The sequence below is a fragment of the Enterococcus sp. S53 genome, assembly GCF_016516865.1.
Classification (GTDB): domain Bacteria; phylum Bacillota; class Bacilli; order Lactobacillales; family Enterococcaceae; genus Enterococcus_D; species Enterococcus_D innesii.
The window spans coordinates 321,451-338,702 of the sequence record NZ_JACVUH010000001.1 but is presented as its reverse complement, the minus strand read 5'-3'; the positions used below and the strand labels follow the sequence as shown (position 1 = coordinate 338,702).

At 42.4% G+C, this 17,252-nt stretch carries 18 protein-coding genes; 16 read left to right on the top strand and 2 right to left on the bottom strand.

All coding sequences use genetic code 11. The annotated features are described in order from the left end of the window. Positions 1-34: 34 nt before the first annotated feature. From IAE45_RS01665 to rbfA, 12 genes are all read left to right on the top strand, one after another. A complete protein-coding gene (locus IAE45_RS01665; RefSeq protein WP_140964850.1) occupies positions 35-907 on the top strand; it encodes an aminoglycoside 6-adenylyltransferase in 873 nt (290 codons plus the stop codon). Then, positions 877-1,392 (top strand): ASCH domain-containing protein, encoded by a 516-nt coding sequence (locus IAE45_RS01660; protein ID WP_140964848.1) that lies wholly within the window; start codon positions 877-879, stop codon positions 1,390-1,392. The genes IAE45_RS01665 and IAE45_RS01660 overlap by 31 nt, the downstream gene beginning before the upstream one ends. A gap of 70 nt (positions 1,393-1,462) precedes the next feature. Then, positions 1,463-1,639: a 2-hydroxymuconate tautomerase gene (locus IAE45_RS01655; protein ID WP_005225916.1), complete on the top strand. Its 177-nt coding sequence runs from the start codon at positions 1,463-1,465 to the stop codon at positions 1,637-1,639. Between the two features lie 312 nt (positions 1,640-1,951). Next, complete coding sequence (gene thrS, locus IAE45_RS01650; protein WP_005235617.1) at positions 1,952-3,892, top strand: threonine--tRNA ligase; 1,941 nt, start codon at positions 1,952-1,954, stop codon at positions 3,890-3,892. Between the two features lie 176 nt (positions 3,893-4,068). Beyond that, entirely contained in the window at positions 4,069-4,503 is a 435-nt protein-coding gene (locus IAE45_RS01645; protein ID WP_086292276.1) for a DUF4234 domain-containing protein, read from the top strand. Then, positions 4,503-4,841, top strand: a complete 339-nt coding sequence (locus tag IAE45_RS01640; RefSeq protein WP_200124893.1) for a DUF2752 domain-containing protein — start codon at positions 4,503-4,505, stop codon at positions 4,839-4,841. Before IAE45_RS01645 ends, IAE45_RS01640 begins: the two co-directional genes overlap by 1 nt. A gap of 207 nt (positions 4,842-5,048) precedes the next feature. After that, the gene (gene rimP / locus IAE45_RS01635) at positions 5,049-5,522 is read left to right on the top strand and encodes a ribosome maturation factor RimP (protein WP_077454435.1); all 474 of its coding nucleotides are present in this window, start codon (positions 5,049-5,051) and stop codon (positions 5,520-5,522) included. 21 nt (positions 5,523-5,543) lie between these two features. Beyond that, positions 5,544-6,758 (top strand): transcription termination factor NusA, encoded by a 1,215-nt coding sequence (gene nusA, locus IAE45_RS01630; protein WP_077454434.1) that lies wholly within the window; start codon positions 5,544-5,546, stop codon positions 6,756-6,758. 16 nt (positions 6,759-6,774) lie between these two features. Next, positions 6,775-7,071, top strand: coding sequence for an RNase P modulator RnpM (gene rnpM / locus IAE45_RS01625; protein WP_005225922.1), 297 nt, complete (start codon positions 6,775-6,777; stop codon positions 7,069-7,071). Continuing rightward, positions 7,064-7,366, top strand: coding sequence for a YlxQ-related RNA-binding protein (locus tag IAE45_RS01620; protein WP_015509584.1), 303 nt, complete (start codon positions 7,064-7,066; stop codon positions 7,364-7,366). Before rnpM ends, IAE45_RS01620 begins: the two co-directional genes overlap by 8 nt. A gap of 12 nt (positions 7,367-7,378) precedes the next feature. Beyond that, positions 7,379-10,084, top strand: a complete 2,706-nt coding sequence (gene infB, locus IAE45_RS01615; RefSeq protein ID WP_200143115.1) for a translation initiation factor IF-2 — start codon at positions 7,379-7,381, stop codon at positions 10,082-10,084. 32 nt (positions 10,085-10,116) lie between these two features. Continuing rightward, positions 10,117-10,467 carry a 30S ribosome-binding factor RbfA gene (gene rbfA, locus IAE45_RS01610; RefSeq protein ID WP_005225925.1) on the top strand — a complete coding sequence of 117 codons (351 nt, stop codon included), beginning with the start codon at positions 10,117-10,119 and terminating at the stop codon, positions 10,465-10,467. A gap of 51 nt (positions 10,468-10,518) precedes the next feature. Here rbfA and IAE45_RS01605 read toward each other — a convergent pair whose 3' ends face one another. After that, a complete protein-coding gene (locus tag IAE45_RS01605; RefSeq protein ID WP_015509588.1) occupies positions 10,519-11,097 on the bottom strand; it encodes a phosphatase PAP2 family protein in 579 nt (192 codons plus the stop codon). A gap of 122 nt (positions 11,098-11,219) precedes the next feature. Between IAE45_RS01605 and truB the strand changes: the two genes are divergently transcribed. From truB to iadA, 4 genes are all read left to right on the top strand, one after another. Beyond that, positions 11,220-12,146 (top strand): tRNA pseudouridine(55) synthase TruB, encoded by a 927-nt coding sequence (truB, locus tag IAE45_RS01600; protein WP_140964845.1) that lies wholly within the window; start codon positions 11,220-11,222, stop codon positions 12,144-12,146. Positions 12,147-12,148: 2 nt separating this feature from the next. Next, positions 12,149-13,102, top strand: coding sequence for a riboflavin biosynthesis protein RibF (gene ribF, locus IAE45_RS01595; RefSeq protein WP_081118621.1), 954 nt, complete (start codon positions 12,149-12,151; stop codon positions 13,100-13,102). A gap of 239 nt (positions 13,103-13,341) precedes the next feature. Next, positions 13,342-15,033, top strand: a complete 1,692-nt coding sequence (gene yfcC / locus IAE45_RS01590) for a putative basic amino acid antiporter YfcC (protein WP_200124891.1) — start codon at positions 13,342-13,344, stop codon at positions 15,031-15,033. A gap of 30 nt (positions 15,034-15,063) precedes the next feature. After that, a complete protein-coding gene (gene iadA, locus IAE45_RS01585) occupies positions 15,064-16,248 on the top strand; it encodes a beta-aspartyl-peptidase (RefSeq protein WP_200124651.1) in 1,185 nt (394 codons plus the stop codon). Positions 16,249-16,384: 136 nt separating this feature from the next. Here iadA and IAE45_RS01580 read toward each other — a convergent pair whose 3' ends face one another. Then, a complete protein-coding gene (locus IAE45_RS01580; RefSeq protein WP_200124889.1) occupies positions 16,385-17,206 on the bottom strand; it encodes an aldo/keto reductase in 822 nt (273 codons plus the stop codon). Between the last annotated feature and the right edge of the window lie 46 nt (positions 17,207-17,252).

Below are 17,252 nucleotides of genomic sequence, written 5' to 3'. Positions count from 1 at the left end.
AATTCAAAAATTAGTCGAATTAGAGGTGGAAAGAGTGAGGGAAGAAGCAGAACTACTCCGACTGATCCAATCGGTGGGCGAAGGTGTTGGGGCACGTGCCATCGGTTTATCTGGTTCACGGACCGATCCGCAGGCGCCAAAAGATTTTTTGCAAGACTTTGATGTGGTTTATGTAATGGATGATATTCAGCCCTTGGTCGATGATCCTTCATGGTTAGAAGCCTTTGGACCGCTCATGATCAGGCAAACACCGGAAGCTAGCACCATCTATCCGCCCAGTCTGGGTGGTTGTTTTACGTACTTGATGCATTTTTTAGACGGAGTAAGAATCGATCTCATGCTTTGTCCTCTTGCACTGGTCGATCGGCTGGCTAACGAACCAGGCTTGCAGCCGCTGCTTGATCCAGACCAATTACTAAGTTTTACTAATCAAGCAAATCATTCGCATTACTGGATCAAGCGTCCGACCCAAGCCGCTTTTCGGGAACATTGCAACGAATTTTGGTGGGTAAGCACGTATGTCGTGAAAGGGCTGCTTCGAAAGCAGCTGATTTATGCTGCGGATCATTTATACACCATTTGTTGGCAAGAATTGTTATGGATTGAAGATTTGTTTGTTGCCCACACTCAGCAATTTCAGGTGAGTACTGGAAAAAATCATAAATACCTGCAGTCGTTTCTCACGGAAAAGGAGTGGCGGGAATTGACCTCATTGCTTGATTTTTCCACGATCACTGCTTGCGGTCAGTCACTTTTGAAGATGCAAAAACGTTTTGATGACCAAGCAAAGAAAATCAGCGAGAAATTGGGATTGGCTTATGATTGGCAAGAAGCTGAGAATGTCCAAACATATACGAAGTATTGGAGTGAAAAAAATTGGCAGATGAGTCCAGAGAACCAAAAATAAAAGACAGTCAGATTCAGGCTTTTTGGCAACGATTTTTAAAAGTAAACTCAAGAAACCAATCTGCTCTGACCTATGAAGATGCTTGGTCCTTTGGTGATACCCCACAAATGGCCGATGAACTGGCAGCACTGGTTTTAGCTGGCAAAAAGACGGCAACGACATCTGCCGCTGCGCTCTATGAAATCGAGCAAGAAGCATTGCCGCAATCAGGAACGTATAGTGTTCTTTTAGATGGTTCGGATGTCCCAAGAGCTGTTCTTTATTTAGAGTCAGTGTCGATCGTGCCTTTTGATGAGGTGACAGCAGCGTTCGCCTTTTTAGAAGGGGAAGGAGATCGCACTTTGGCTTATTGGCGCCGTGTTCATGAAGCTTTTTTTCGACGAGCTTATGCCTCAGCGGGTTTGTCTTTTCATGCTCAAATGCTGTGTGTTTGCGAGAAGTTTTCTGTTGTGTATCAAGAAGATGAAGGCCATGATTTTCAATGAAAAGCGCGACAATCGCTTTTGTCTTTTTGAAAAAGGTGTATAATCAAAAGCAAACAAAGGAGGAAATCGTATGCCATTTATCCATGTCGAACTAGTTGAAGGGCGTTCACAAGAACAACTGACGAATATGATGAAAGAAATCACTGAGGCAGTCCATAAAAATACGGGTGCCCCTAAGGAGCATATCCACGTTATCATCAATGAAATGAAGCAAGGAACCTATGCTGTGAATGGCGATTGGAAATAATTCTCTTGCTTTTTCTTGTAGGTAGTGGTTTAATTGAGCCATAATCGATCAATAAAAAAGACACCTGAATTTGAGAGTCTTCGATAAGAGAGGGAAATCTTGGCTGAAAATTTCCTAGAAGAAAACCAAAGGATGACCACTTTTTTAAGACCTCTGTCGAAACAGAGGCGGTTGAACCGTTATCTCATGAAGAGGAAAACAGACTTTTTCTGTTTTTAAACAATAGGTGGAACCACGAGTGATCGTCCTAGTATCGTAACCGATACTAGGACTTTTTTTATTGATTGAAATCATTCAAAGGAGGACATTCATATGTCATTATTTATTACATTTCCTGATGGCGCAAAAAAAGAATTTGCTGTTGGGGTAACAACCAAAGAGATTGCTGAAAGTATCTCGAAAAGTCTTGCAAAAAAAGCCTTAGCTGGAAAAGTCAATGGACAACTGATCGATCTTTCACGTCCGATCGAAGAAGATGCAACGATTGAGATCGTGACACCCGATCACGAAGACGCCTTAGGCTTACTTCGTCATTCGACAGCTCATTTAATGGCTCAAGCTATGCGCAGACTCTATCCATCGATCCATTTTGGGGTAGGACCTGCAATTGATTCTGGTTTTTACTATGACACAGATAATGGGGAAAACCCAGTAACTGCGGAAGATCTACCGGCAATCGAAGCAGAAATGATGAAGATCATCAAAGAAAATCTGCCAATCGAACGACGTGTATTAACAAAAGAAGAAGCGTTGGCCCTTTTTGCCGAAGATCCATACAAAGTAGAGTTGATCACTGAATTACCAGATGACGAAACGATTACTGCCTATCAGCAAGGTGAATTTGTCGATCTTTGCCGCGGTCCCCACGTCCCATCAACTGGCCGTATCCAAGTATACAAATTGTTATCAGTGGCAGGTGCTTACTGGCGTGGAAGCTCTGATAACCAGATGATGCAACGAGTATACGGAACAGCCTTTTTCGATAAAAAAGACTTGAAGGAATTTATCCGTTTACGGGAAGAAGCAAAAGAACGCGATCATCGTAAACTAGGGAAAGAATTAGAATTGTTTATGTTGTCTCCTGAAGTCGGCGCTGGTCTGCCTTTCTGGCTGCCAAAAGGAGCAACGATCCGTCGTACGATCGAACGTTATATCGTTGATAAAGAAGTTAGCCTTGGGTACCAACACGTATACACACCAATCATGGCAAACGTGGACTTATACAAAACATCAGGGCATTGGGATCATTACCACGAGGACATGTTCCCACCAATGGATATGGGTGATGGCGAAATGCTGGTTCTACGACCAATGAATTGCCCGCATCACATGATGGTTTACAAAAATGACATCCATTCGTATCGTGAACTACCAATTCGAATCGCTGAATTAGGGATGATGCATCGCTACGAAAAATCTGGCGCGCTATCAGGGTTGCAACGGGTTCGTGAAATGACCTTAAATGACGGTCATACATTCGTTCGTCCTGATCAAATCAAAGAAGAATTCAAACGGACACTGGATCTTATGGTGGGCGTTTACGAAGACTTTAATATTACTGACTATCGTTTCCGTTTAAGCTATCGCGATCCACAAAATAAAGACAAATATTTTGATGACGATGCGATGTGGGAAAATGCGCAAACAATGCTAAAAGCAGCCATGGATGAATTAGAATTGGATTATTTTGAAGCTGACGGTGAAGCAGCTTTCTACGGACCTAAACTAGATGTCCAAGTGAAAACAGCTTTAGGTATGGAAGAAACATTGTCAACGATCCAATTGGATTTCTTATTGCCAGAACGTTTTGATTTGACATACGTTGGTGAAGATGGCGAAAACAACCACCGTCCAGTGGTGATCCACCGCGGGATCGTTTCAACGATGGAACGTTTTGTGGCTTATTTGACAGAAGTCTATAAAGGCGCATTCCCAACTTGGTTGGCACCAATCCAAGCATCGATCATTCCGGTCTCAGTCGAAGCCCACAGCGACTATGCCTACGAAATCAAAGAACGTTTGCAAGCGCAAGGTCTGCGAGTGGAAGTAGATGATCGCAATGAAAAAATGGGGTACAAGATCCGTGCGTCGCAAACACAAAAAATTCCTTACCAAATCGTTGTTGGGGATCAAGAAGTCAATGACGCAACAGTCAATATCCGTCGCTATGGCAGCAAAGAAACTCAAGTGGAAGAGTTGAATCTTTTTGTTGATGCTATGGCTGCAGAAGTGAAAAATTATAGCCGCGCATAGTTTTTGTTACAAAGAAGATAATTGTCTTATAGTATATGCACCTGCTTTTTAGCAGGTGCTGTTTATCTATTTTTGTTCTATAAAAACTGTGGAAAATGCAGAAAATTTTGTTTTTGTGAATAAAATCATATATAATTAACAGGTAGCAACAAGGAGAAAAATAGAAGGGGTATGTGATGAACTATAATTATGGAGTAAGAAAAAAATCGGTTGTATCGGTCATTCTATTAACATTTATTACTTGTGGCATTTATACATTCTTTTGGATGTACCAAACAACCAAAGAACTAGCAGAGTACAGTGGGGACAATCGTCTTTCACCAGAGACGTCGATTTTATTAACGATCCTTACTTGTGGGTTGTATCAAATTTATTGGTGGTATCGAATCGCGGATATCTTTATGAGTGCGCAACAACGAGCGAAAATGCCTCGTTTGAGTGACAACAAAATTCTATTTGTTGTCTTAAGCCTCTTTAATTTTGATTTTATCAATATGGCGATTTTACAAGGAGACATGAACCAAATGTGGGAAGCAGCTGATCAAAATACTATGACATCATCTGATGCTTCAAATGATCCGTTTGATTCAGATGATTGGGTCGATTATTGATCTGTCCGTTTAAATGGATAACGGGGGTTCCTTGTCCAGGTTGTGGCATGACGCGCGCATATTTACATTTATTCCAAGGCGATCTTCAAGGCGCGCTACATTTTCATCCCTTGTTTTGGTTAGTGCCGATCGCATTCGGGATCGTTTTATTCAAAAAAAATCCGAAAATCGGCAAACTTTACCACAGTCAAAACCTGTGGGTGACATTGACACTTTTAGTACTAGTGGTTTATGGCGGTCGGCTCTGGCTTCATTTCCCACATGAAGCGCCCATGGACTTTGATCCAGAAAGTATTTTCCCACAACTACTACGTCGGATTGGTCAAGTGATTCACTAACATCCATTCACCCAAGCATTAAAAAACATTAAGAAAATGCTTTGTTTTTTTCTGAAAGCGAAGGGAACATGCGACAGTAGTTGAATCTTTATGAAAATTGTGTTATATTTACAATGTAATGATACTTAGAGTGAGTGAGCGGTTTTTTCGCTCACTCTTTTTAATGGAATGAAGTTCGTTTCGTTGAGAAATAAAGGAGGCGATGTTGTGAGTACAGTAGTGGAAACTGTTACAGATATAGTGACCCCTATTCTGGATGCGCAAAAATTTGAATTAGTTGAAGTAGAATTCGTGAAGGAAGGGAAAAATTGGTTTCTTCGTGTGTTCATCGATAAAGAAGGCGGAATCGATATCGAGGAATGTGCCTTTGTCAGTGAACAACTTAGTGAACAATTAGACCAATGCGATCCTGATCCTATTCCACAAGCCTATTTCTTGGAAGTTTCTTCCCCTGGCGCCGAGCGTCCATTGAAGAAAGAAGCAGATTATCAACGGGCAGTCGGCGAGTACATTCATGTTTCTTTATATCAACCGATTGATGGAGAAAAACAGTTCGAAGGCTTTTTACAGTCATTCGACGAAAATCAGCTAGTTATGAAGACCCGAATCAAAACCAGAGAAAAAGAACGAACGATCGACCGGAAAAATATTGCCAAAGCTCGTTTAGCCATTCAATTTTAAACACGGAGGAATGAAAGAATCATGAGTAAAGAAATGTTGAATGCATTGGATGCATTAGAAGCAGAGAAAGGCATTTCAAAAGAGATTGTCATCGATGCCTTGGAAGCGGCATTGGTTTCAGCGTACAAACGTCATTACGGGCAAGCACAAAATGTGGAAGTGGAATTTGATCAGAAAAAAGGCAACATCCACGTATATGCAGTCAAAGAAGTGACAGAAGAAGTCATGGACTCGCAACTAGAGGTTTCATTAAAAGAAGCGATGACAATCAACCCCGCTTATGAAATCGGCGACAAAATCCGCTTTGAAGTAACACCTAAAGACTTTGGTCGTATTGCGGCGCAAACGGCCAAACAAGTCATTTTGCAACGGGTCCGTGAAGCGGAAAGAAACATTATCTATAACGAATTTAGTGCTTATGAAAAAGACATTCTACAAGGAATCGTAGAGCGTCAAGACAATCGTTATATTTATGTGAACTTAGGTAAAATTGAAGCAGTGCTTTCAAAACAAGACCAAATGCCAAATGAGTTTTATCAACCCCATGATCGGATCAAAGTATTCGTTTCTCGTGTTGAAAATACGTCTAAAGGGCCTCAAGTATTTGTTAGCCGTAGCCATCCAGATTTGCTACGCCGATTATTTGAACAAGAAGTGCCAGAAGTATATGATGGTACTGTAGAGATCGTAAGTATCGCTCGTGAAGCAGGGGATCGTGCCAAAGTGGCTGTTCGTTCTTTTGATGCTAACGTTGATCCTGTCGGCACTTGTGTAGGTCCTAAAGGGCAACGGGTTCAAGCAATCGTCAATGAACTAAAAGGCGAAAACATGGACATCGTGGAATGGAATGAAGATCCAGCGATCTTCATTGCCAATGCATTGAATCCGGCGGAAGTTAGCGACGTTATTTTCGATGTTGATAATCCGAAGTCTTGTACCGTTGTCGTGCCTGATTACCAATTGTCATTGGCGATCGGTAAACGGGGACAAAATGCCCGCCTGGCAGCGAAATTGACTGGCTTCAAAATCGATATCAAATCAGAAACAGATATGGAAGAGTTTTATGCGAAGTTGGATGAAGGCGACTATATCGATGAGTATGATGCAAATGCTTCAGAAGCTGCTGAAGAAATCAGCACAGAAGCAACGGAATCTACAGAAACGCTCGATGAAGCAATCCTTTCATCAGACATGACTGCAGATGATTACGAAAATGTTGAGTTTGACGAGAAATAGTTGAGGTGAGATCGTGATGAAAAAACGAAAAATTCCTTTACGAAAATCAGTGATTTCAGGTGAAATGTTGCCTAAGAAAGAAATGCTTCGTATCACTCGTTCAAAAGAAGGCGTTGTTTCTATTGATCCAACCGGAAAAATGCCTGGTCGTGGTGCCTATATAGCGATCGAACCGGCTGAAGCCCAGAAAGCTTGGGATAAACGTATTTTAGATCGAGTGTTGGAAACGAAATTGACAGATGAATTTTACCAAGAACTATTGGACTATGTAACGCACCAAAAAGCGCGAAAAGAGTTATTTGCAAATGAATAAAACCAAAGCATTAAATATGTTAGGACTAGCCATGCGTGCTGGGAAATTAGTGACTGGTGAAGAAATGACCTTAAAAGAGATTCGCAATGAGAAAGCTGCTTTGGTCATTGTCGCCAGTGATGCTGGTAAAAATACACAAAAGAAAATTAAGGACAAAAGTTCTTATTACGAAATTCCGCTCCTAGATGCATTTTCTGCTGATGAAATCAGTGCGGCCATTGGGAAACCAAGAATGGTCATTGGCATCTTAGATCAAGGATTTGCAAGGAAGGTGCAGGAATTAATATTAGGTTAGGAAGGTGATTGCATGGGGAAAAAAAGAATTTATGAACTTGCAAAAGAATGGAACAAATCGAGCAAAGAGGTTGTCGAAAAAGCACAATCTTTAGGCTTTGATGTCAAAAATCATATGGGCGCGATCTCAGATGGAGAGGCGCAGAAATTGCAGCAGTCGTTAGGCGGCAATCCAAATGGTAAAACATCTGCAAACTCAAATCCCGCAAATCAGAAACCAGCCAACCAGCCGGAAAAACAAGAACAAAAGAAATTTAAAACGCAAAGAAATAATCCTAACTTCCAAAACCGTCATAACAATCAAAGTCAACAGCGAACTGCGCAAAGTAATAACCGTCCTGCTGGTCAAGGACAAGTAGATCGCACGAACAGTCAAGGAAGTAACAGACCAAATAACCAAGGAAGTCATAATCGAGTGAATAACCAAGAGAATCGTAACAATCAAGGGCAACAAAATCGCCCAACAAACCAAGGACAACAAAATCGTCCGAATAATCAAGGGCAACAAAACCGCCCAACAAACCAAGGACAGCAAAACCGTCCAAACAATCAAGGACAACAAAATCGTCCGAATAACCAAGGGCAACAAAACCGCCCGAATAACCAAGGGCAACAAAATCGCCCAACAAACCAAGGACAGCAAAACCGTCCAAACAACCAAGGGCAACAAAATCGCCCAACAAACCAAGGACAACAAAACCGTCCGAACAATCAAGGGCAGCAAAACCGTCCGGCCGCTCAATCTGCAGGAAATACGCAAGGGGCAGACCGTAACAATAACCGTACGCAAGGATCGAATGATTCCCGTGGAGGAAATCAAAACCGCGGCAAGTCAAATTACGGTGGACGCAATAACAATTTCAACAATAACAATCGCAACAAATTTAACAAAAAAGGCAAAAAAGGCCGTCAGCAGACGGAAAAGAAACCGCCAGTTCCAGCACGTAAATTCCGTGAGTTACCAGAAGTATTGGAATACACAGAAGGCATGAACGTAGCGGATATCGCGAAAAAAATCTACCGTGAACCAGCTGAAATCATCAAGAAACTCTTTATGATGGGGGTTATGGTCAATCAAAACCAACCTTTAGATAAAGATACGATTGAACTGCTTGCTACTGATTACGGAATTGAACCACAAGAAAAAGTCCAAGTGGATATCGCAGACATCGATAAATTCTTTGAAGAAGAAGAACAAGTCGAAGAGAACTTGGTGTCACGACCACCTGTTGTGACGATCATGGGACACGTTGACCATGGGAAGACAACCTTGCTTGATACTTTACGCCATTCACGAGTGACGAGTGGTGAAGCTGGAGGAATCACCCAGCATATTGGGGCTTACCAAATCGACATCAATGGCAAACCAATCACTTTCTTAGATACTCCTGGACACGCGGCCTTTACCAGTATGCGTGCACGGGGAGCAAGTATCACCGATATCACGATTTTAGTTGTCGCAGCTGATGATGGTGTGATGCCACAGACGGTGGAAGCAATCAACCATGCGAAAGCAGCAAAAGTGCCGATCATCGTTGCAGTAAACAAAATCGATAAGCCAGGTGCCAACCCACAACACGTGATGCAAGAATTAAGTGAACATGAGTTGATCCCAGAAGCCTGGGGTGGCGATACGATCTTCGTTGAAATCTCAGCGAAATTTGGGCAAAACATTGAAGAATTGCTTGAAATGATTCTTTTAGTAGCAGAAGTGGAAGATTTGAAAGCTGATCCTACCCAACGGGCAATCGGTACCGTCATTGAAGCACGCCTTGATAAAGGAAAAGGACCTGTGGCTACCCTATTGGTTCAACAAGGAACGCTTCATGTAGGTGATCCAATCGTTGTAGGGAATACCTTCGGTCGTGTTCGGGTAATGACGAATGACTTAGGTCGTCGTGATAAAACAGCAGGACCTGCTACACCTGTCGAAATCACAGGATTGAACGATGTCCCTCAAGCAGGTGATCGTTTCGTTACTTTTGAAGACGAGAAAACAGCTCGGGCAGCAGGGGAAGAACGGGCAAAACGTGCTTTAATGGAGCAACGCGCATCAAGTAGTCGTGTGACATTAGATAACTTGTTTGAAAGTCTAAAAGAAGGCGAACTGAAAGAAGTAAATGTCATCATCAAAGCAGACGTACAGGGTTCAGCTGAAGCATTAGCTGCGTCATTGAAGAAAATCGATGTGGAAGGTGTGCGAGTAAACATCGTCCATTCAGCCGTTGGCGCCATCAATGAAAGTGATGTAACGCTAGCAGCGGCAAGCAATGCCATCATCATCGGATTTAACGTCCGTCCAACACCGCAAGCCAAACAGCAAGCGGAAGCGGAAAAAGTCGATATTCGTTTGCATCGCATCATCTACAAAGCGATCGAAGAAATCGAAACTGCGATGAAAGGGATGCTTGATCCTGAATTCGAAGAAAAAATCACTGGTCAAATGATCGTTCGTGAAACATACAAAGTTTCTAAAGTGGGTACGATTGCTGGTTGCTATGTGACGGAAGGCAGCATTCGTCGTGACAGTGGCGTCCGCGTGATCCGCGACGGTATCGTTATCTATGAAGGCAAACTTGCCAGCTTGAAACGCTTCAAAGACGATGTCAAAGAAGTGAAGCTAGGGTTTGAATGTGGCGCGATGATCGAGAAATTCAACGATCTTAAAGTTGATGACGTGATCGAAGGCTATGTGATGGAAGAAGTACCAACAAAATAACGGAATGACAACTATACAAGGAGGCTTTTTGAATGGCTAATTATCGAGATCGCCGAGTGGCACAAGAAATCTTAAAAGAAGTCAATCAAATTCTTCGTAAAAAAGTTCGTGATCCTCGCGTGCAAGATGTGACGATCACAGATGTACGAGTAACTGGAGATTTGCAGCAAGCAACGATCTTTTACAGCACCTTGACGGACTTGGCTTCAGATAAGCAAAAAGCCCAAGCAGGACTGGAAAAAGCAACTGGGTTGGTTCGTCGTGAACTAGGCCAAGCGCTAACGCTCTACAAAGTTCCAGAAATCCAATTCGAGTTGGATGAATCTGTACAATACGGGAATAAAATTGATGAAATGATTCGCGCATTGCACTCAGAAGAATAAAAAAAAGAACAGCTTCCAGTCGAAGCTGTTCTTTTTTATTTGGAAAAAGCATCAGGAATTCATCAGTAAAGTAACCAGTCCAGCAACACCTGCCCCTAAGAGCCAACCACCGATCACATCTGTTAAAAAGTGGATCCCTAAGTAGACTCTGCTAAAGCCAATCATAAAGCTAAGCAAAATTGCCAGTAAGGTCATCGGGATGACAGCTGAGGGAACCAATTGTCCAAGATTCAAGGCGATCGTTCCATACATGGCAGCGGATGTGGCAGCATGAGCACTAGGAAAGCTGTGATCTTTTTCTTCAACTAAACGATGATCAATAGGACGATCTCGTCGGACGATTCGTTTGATCAAGTAAGCAGCTGCTGATACTATGAAGATACTGACTGCTGTTTTTGGTGCAAGATCCGCCCGCGATGATGGAAAGGCAAACAACAGTAAAGCAATCGCAACTGTCGGAAAGGCTTTTCCTAAATTGGTAAAAAAGTGCATCATGCGCGTCAAAGAGGGCGTACGGCTTTGGATGATCTGCAAAGCAAACGCTTCTTCCCAACGCTGCATCGTGCCGAGCTGAATCATGATCAAAAAAATGGCAAATCCAATAAATGACCCTATCGTTAAAACAACCATTTTAGGACCTCCTTATATGCTTAGTTTATCATGTAATGAGAAGGTGCGAAAAGGATTTTGTCGTGCAATGAATTTTTTTTATATGTTATAATAAGCAAGTTGAAGTGAAATGGAGGAATACGATGGACGGGATTTTACCATTATGGAAAGAGCGTGGACAAACAAGTCACGACTGCGTGTTTAAATTACGAAAAATATTAAAGACAAAAAAAATCGGACACAGCGGCACACTAGATCCTGACGTGGATGGTGTCTTGCCCATTTGTATCGGAAAAGGAACGAAGATCGTCGAATACTTGGTTGATTCTGGAAAAGTCTACACCGGGGAAATCACTTTGGGCTTCAGTACCACTACAGAAGATCGGTCGGGGGATATCGTTGAACAACAAGCACTAACTCGTCCTTTTACGAAGGAAGAGATCGATCAGGCAATGAAACAGTTGACGGGGACGATTACCCAGATCCCCCCGATGTATTCGGCGGTCAAAGTCAATGGCAAACGACTTTACGAATATGCCCGCAACAATGAAACTGTCGAGCGGCCACAACGCAAAGCCGAAATTTATTCCTTTGAACGAATTTCAGAGCCGGTTACTCATGAGGACAATACGCAAAGCTGGCGTTTTGAAGTTTCTTGTGGAAAAGGGACTTATGTTCGCACATTAGCGGTCGACACAGGGAAATTGCTGGGCGTACCCGCGCATATGTCTGATTTGACTCGCCTAAAAAGCGGTGGTTTTTCTAAAGAACAATCTTACACGATTGCAGAGGTTCAAAAGGCAGTCGATGAACAACGTGTTTCGGAACTACTACTACCTTTAGAATACGGGGTATCGGAGTTTGTTCAAGTGACGATCGATGCGGACCTCTGGCAGAAAGTAAAAAATGGCATGCGTTTGCCGTTTCGTGCATTTGGATTACAAGAGCACCCAGAAGAGTTAGTGGCGATTTTCTATCAAGAACAATTAATTAGTATTTATAAAGCTCATGACAAATACCACGATATGATGAAACCGGTAAAAGTCATCCGTACAGAAATAGGAGAATGAACATGGAAATCATTGAAATGAGACACCCTTATGATCACGCAACGATTCCTGAAGAGGAGATCGTCTTAGTTTTAGGCTTTTTCGATGGTGTGCATCTAGGCCATCAGAAAGTCATTGAAACAGGGCGCAAGATTGCAGAGGAAAAAGGGTTAAAATTGGCGTTGATGACCTTTAATCAACATCCCTCGATCGTGTTTCAAAAAGTCGATCCTGAAAAAATGCAATACCTGACCAGTTTGGCTCAAAAGGAAGCGCATATGGAACAACTTGGGGTAGACATTCTTTATATCATTGAATTTACTTCTGCTTTTGCAAATTTGGCACCGCAAGTATTTGTAGATGAATACATGATCGGACTGCATGCAAAAGTTGTTGTTGCAGGTTTTGACTATACCTATGGCAAGAAGGAAATTGCCAACATGGCGCTGTTGCCAACCTATGCAGAAGGACGTTTTGAAGTTGTGACTGTCGCGCAAGAATCGTTTGATGAAGAAAAGGTTAGCTCCACACGCATTCGCTCTGCGCTACAAAATGGCGATATGGCGCAAGTCAATCGCTTGTTAGGGTATATTTATGAATTTGAAGGAACCGTCGTTCACGGTGATGCTAGAGGACGAGAACTTGGGTTTCCAACCGCGAATATCAAAGTGAAGAGCACTGTTCGGTTGCCAAAAGAAGGTGTCTATGTGACGGAAATCAAAGTCGGTGACAAGTGGTATCCATCGATGGGATCGATTGGTCACAATGACACCTTTGGTCAAGGGCGCCAGTTAACAGTTGAAATCTATATTCTCGATTTTCACCAAGATATCTATGGGGAAACTGTGGCAATCCGCTGGCATCATTTCTTGCGTGATCAAGTGGCTTTCAATGGTGCGCAAGCATTGATCGAACAATTAAAGCAAGACGAACGAGACACTGAAGCTTATTTTGATGGCCTTTCAGAAGAAAACTAATCATTCGTAGTGAAAAGAAGCGCTTCTGGCTTCTTTTCACTTTTTCTTTTTCTCTCTTTTTATAACGTAGTTTATTTGAATTCTAATGCTTTCCCCATGAGGAAAAAACGTTTTTTCGATATACTAAAAAATAGGCTAAAATGATAATTTATGCAGTACGCTGCAAAGGGAAAGGGAGAGAAAAAGTGACAATTGGAAAAAAAGTAAAAAAGGGGAAAGAAAAGAAAGATTTAACCAAAATGAAAACGCCGCATACGTATGTCATCATCTTTGGGGTTGTGCTGTTGGCATGGTTGCTGACTTTCTTAGTTCCCGCTGGGAAATTTAGTACACAAGAAATCGAGTATACCGATGCAAATGGGGAAATCAGTACCAGAACGGTCTTAATGCAAGATTCGTTTCGTTATGCCTACCCGTTAGATAACGAATACGTCTATCAACAGTTGAATCAATTGGAAGACGATCCACAAGAGCTAGAAGAATTAGATGTCGATCCTGAGGCTTTGGCAGCTGTTCTGGCTGAAGGGCCTAAAGAGTTATCCCAGAGTCAATTAGATGAGGTGGGACTAACCGATGATACGCTTTACAGTCTTTACGGGGAAAAAATTTATGATACTTCTGAAAAACTGCATAAAACAGCCAAGCTTTGGGGAACTGATGACTTTAACGGTTTCGGTTTTTTAAATTTTGTTTTTGAAGGGTTGGTTTCTGGCGATAAATATGGATCAGCAGTGGGAATCGCAGCGCTGATCTTAGTGGTCGGGGGTGCATTTGGTATTATCATGCAAACCGGAGCGATCGATGCAGGGATCTTTGCGTTTATCAGCAAAACCCGTGGATTAGAACGTTTGGCATTGCCGTTATTGTTCTTTGCTTTTTCATTTGGGGGTGCTACTTTTGGGATGGCAGAAGAAGTCATTCCGTTTTCGATGGTCATGGTACCTTTCGTGATCGCATTAGGGTATGATTCGATCGTGGCGGTCACTGTCACTTATGTCGCCTCCCAGATTGGGAATGCCACCTCGTGGATGAGTCCATTTAGTGTGGCAGTGGCTCAAGGGATCGCAGGTATTCCGGTTCTTTCAGGGGCAACGTTCCGAATCATCATGTGGGTCGTGGTTACCGCATTATCTGCAGCATACCTCATGATCTATGCCGAAAGAATCCGCAAGAATCCGGAGAAGTCACTAACCTATCAATCGGATGCATATTTTAGAAATCATCTTGAGAAAACCTCTAGTGAGCAAAAACCCTTTCTATTAGGTCATAAATTGATCTTGGTTGAAATGCTAGCAGTCTTGATCTGGATCGTTTGGGGTGTGACACAAAAAGGCTATTATATTCCTGAGATTGCTTCCCAATTCTTTGTTATGGGCTTAGGGGCAGGAATCATAGCAGTTCTCTTCAAATTAGAAAATATGGGCTTGAATGACGTGGCGAGTGCTTTTCAATCAGGTGCCTCAGAATTGGCAGGAACTGCAATCGTTGTAGGGATGGCCAAAGGGATTCTTCTGGTTCTCGGCGGTTCTGATGCCAACGTGCCGTCAGCGTTGAATACGATTTTGCATAGCATCGGCGGTTTGTTAAGCAATGTTCCAGCATTTATTGGGGCTTGGTTCATGTACATTTTCCAAAGTTTCTTCAATTTGATCGTGACTTCAAATTCAGGTCAGGCTGCATTAACCATGCCGATCATGGCACCGTTAGCCGATCTTTTGGGTGTATCTAGACAGATCGCTGTCTTGGCTTACCAATTGGGCTCAGGCTTTATGGATGCCTTCACGCCAGTATCAGCAAGTCTAATCGGTGTCCTAGGTGTCGCAAGAATCGAATGGGTGAAATGGGCGAAATTCCAGATCAAAATGCAAGGGTTCTTATTTGTATTAGGAACGATCTTCATCTTTATTGCGGTCGCGATCGGCTTGCAATAAGAAGTAATTAGGCACAAGGAGGAAGCACTCATGAAGGTGATACGACAAGCGGAAGTTTACGCTCCTGACTATTTAGGAAAAAAAGATATTTTATTAAATGAAGACAAGATTATTGCCATTCAAGATTCGATTCAAGGAGGATTCTCAGGCGTTGCTCTTGAAGAAATCGATGGCAGAGGGTTGCTTGCTGTGCCCGGTTTTATTGACTGTCACTTTCATATCTTAGGAGGTGGCGGGGAAGGTGGTTTTCAAAACCGGACACCTGAAGTGAAATTGTCTCAGCTGACCTCTGCGGGGGTAACGACAGTGGTTGGCTGTTTAGGTACTGACGGAGTAGGCAGAGATATGACTGCCTTGATCAGTAAGGCCCGTGGACTAGAGGCGGAAGGTATCACGACTTACTTGTATGACGGTTCTTATCGATTGCCATTGACGCCTGTCACGGATTCCATCATCCAAGATTTTTTGACTATCGATAAAATTATTGGTATCGGTGAAATAGCCGTTTCTGACCATCGTTCTTCACAACCAAGTTTCGAAGAATTTACCCGCGCGGTTGCGGATGCTCGTGTCGGTGGGATGCTTTCTGGAAAAGCAGGCATCGTAAACGTCCACTTAGGTGGAGGAAAGAAAAAATATGAGCTGCTTTTACGAACCATCGAAGAGACAGAGATTCCAATCAGCCAATTTTTACCTACACATGCCAATCGGACCAGTGAGCTTTTCGAAGCGAGTATTGCTTTTGCAAAAATGGGTGGAACGATCGATTTTACGGCGAGTGAAGATCCTGATTTCTGGGAAAAAGAAGACGATGAGGTTCGCTTCAGTAAAGGATTGAAACGTTTGTTAACAGAAGGGATCGGGCTGGATCAATTTACCATGACCTCTGATGGGCAAGGCAGTCTCCCTTACTTTGATGAAAACAATCAATTCATAGGTCTGGGTGTCGGCAGTTCGCGAGCACTGATGGTAGGCATTAAAGAAGCAGTCCAAAAAGAGCAGATTCCATTGGAGATCGCCATTCGTGCAATCACTTCTAATCCAGCGAAAGTATTGAAGCTTGATCAAAAGGGGCGCCTTGCAGCAGGGATGGATGCTGATATTTGCTTGCTGAACAAAGAATCATTCGCTGTAGAAACAGTTCTAGCAAAAGGCAAAACGATGGTAGAAAAACAAGAAGTGAAAGTATGGGGTACCTTTGAGCAACTAGCGTAAAAAGAAGCCAATTTTGGCAGACTAAGAGTCGGTTGTTTTTCTAAACAGAGTTGTAAAAGACAAAAAAGCAGCCCGATCTATGACCAGCATTTGCTGGACTTGATCGGGCTGCTTTTTCACTTAAATGCAAAAATTCTTATGCTTGCAGCTCATCTAATTTCTTCATGTCTTCTTCAGAAATTTCAAAGTCAACTTTGGCATTATCTGAAATGTATTCTTCATGAACGGATTTTGGCAATGGCAAAATATCTTTTTGTAGTAGGTAACGAATAGAAAGCTGTGGAATCGATTTTCCATAGGCTTCCGCAATCGTTTTGACCGCATCGTTGTCTAGTAAACGACCAGTAGCGATTGGTGAATAGCCTTCCACTAAAATTTCGTGCGCTTTGCAAAATGCCAATAATTCTTCATTTGTGCGACCAATATGGTAAATAAACTGATTGACCATTGGTTTCACATCGCAATGATCGAAAATATTTTGTAAATCTTTTTGATCGAAGTTTGAAACACCGATCGATTTTACTTTTCCACTTAAGTAGGCTTCTTCTAATGCTTTCCAAACATCGATGTTTTCAAGATAAAAATCTTTATTTTCTGGATTGTTTCCCATGATTTTCCAAGGACGAGGGGCATGGATCAAAATCAAATCGATATACCCTAAGTCAAGTTTTTTTAGAGAAGCATCAATGCTATCAACCGCTTCTTGATAAGTTTTTAACTCAGCAGGTACTTTCGTGGTAACAAAAATCTCTTCACGAGCAACGCCTGAATCGCGGACAGCTTTCCCAACTGCTTCTTCATTTTTATAAGCAGCAGCTGTATCGACATGTCGATAACCATCTTGGATGGCAAATTTTGTTGCATTGTAAGCATCTTCTGGCGAAGATTGCCAGGTCCCAAGGCCGATCTTAGGAATCGTCAGTTTGTTCTGCAAAGTAAATGTTTCTTGTAATATCACGTATTTCAACCTACTTTCGTCGCTTTTTTTAGTTACATCTTTTATT

Bases quoted from the DNA above. Each gene is read 5' to 3' on its own strand.
- IAE45_RS01655 (WP_005225916.1), top strand. From the start codon at position 1,463: ATGCCATTTATCCATGTCGAACTAGTTGAAGGGCGTTCACAAGAACAA.
- thrS (WP_005235617.1), top strand. From the start codon at position 1,952: ATGTCATTATTTATTACATTTCCTGATGGCGCAAAAAAAGAATTTGCT.
- IAE45_RS01645 (WP_086292276.1), top strand. From the start codon at position 4,069: ATGAACTATAATTATGGAGTAAGAAAAAAATCGGTTGTATCGGTCATT.
- nusA (WP_077454434.1), top strand. From the start codon at position 5,544: ATGAGTAAAGAAATGTTGAATGCATTGGATGCATTAGAAGCAGAGAAA.
- rnpM (WP_005225922.1), top strand. From the start codon at position 6,775: ATGAAAAAACGAAAAATTCCTTTACGAAAATCAGTGATTTCAGGTGAA.
- IAE45_RS01620 (WP_015509584.1), top strand. From the start codon at position 7,064: ATGAATAAAACCAAAGCATTAAATATGTTAGGACTAGCCATGCGTGCT.
- infB (WP_200143115.1), top strand. From the start codon at position 7,379: ATGGGGAAAAAAAGAATTTATGAACTTGCAAAAGAATGGAACAAATCG.
- rbfA (WP_005225925.1), top strand. From the start codon at position 10,117: ATGGCTAATTATCGAGATCGCCGAGTGGCACAAGAAATCTTAAAAGAA.
- IAE45_RS01605 (WP_015509588.1), bottom strand. From the start codon at position 11,097: ATGGTTGTTTTAACGATAGGGTCATTTATTGGATTTGCCATTTTTTTG.
- truB (WP_140964845.1), top strand. From the start codon at position 11,220: ATGGACGGGATTTTACCATTATGGAAAGAGCGTGGACAAACAAGTCAC.
- ribF (WP_081118621.1), top strand. From the start codon at position 12,149: ATGGAAATCATTGAAATGAGACACCCTTATGATCACGCAACGATTCCT.
- yfcC (WP_200124891.1), top strand. From the start codon at position 13,342: ATGAAAACGCCGCATACGTATGTCATCATCTTTGGGGTTGTGCTGTTG.
- iadA (WP_200124651.1), top strand. From the start codon at position 15,064: ATGAAGGTGATACGACAAGCGGAAGTTTACGCTCCTGACTATTTAGGA.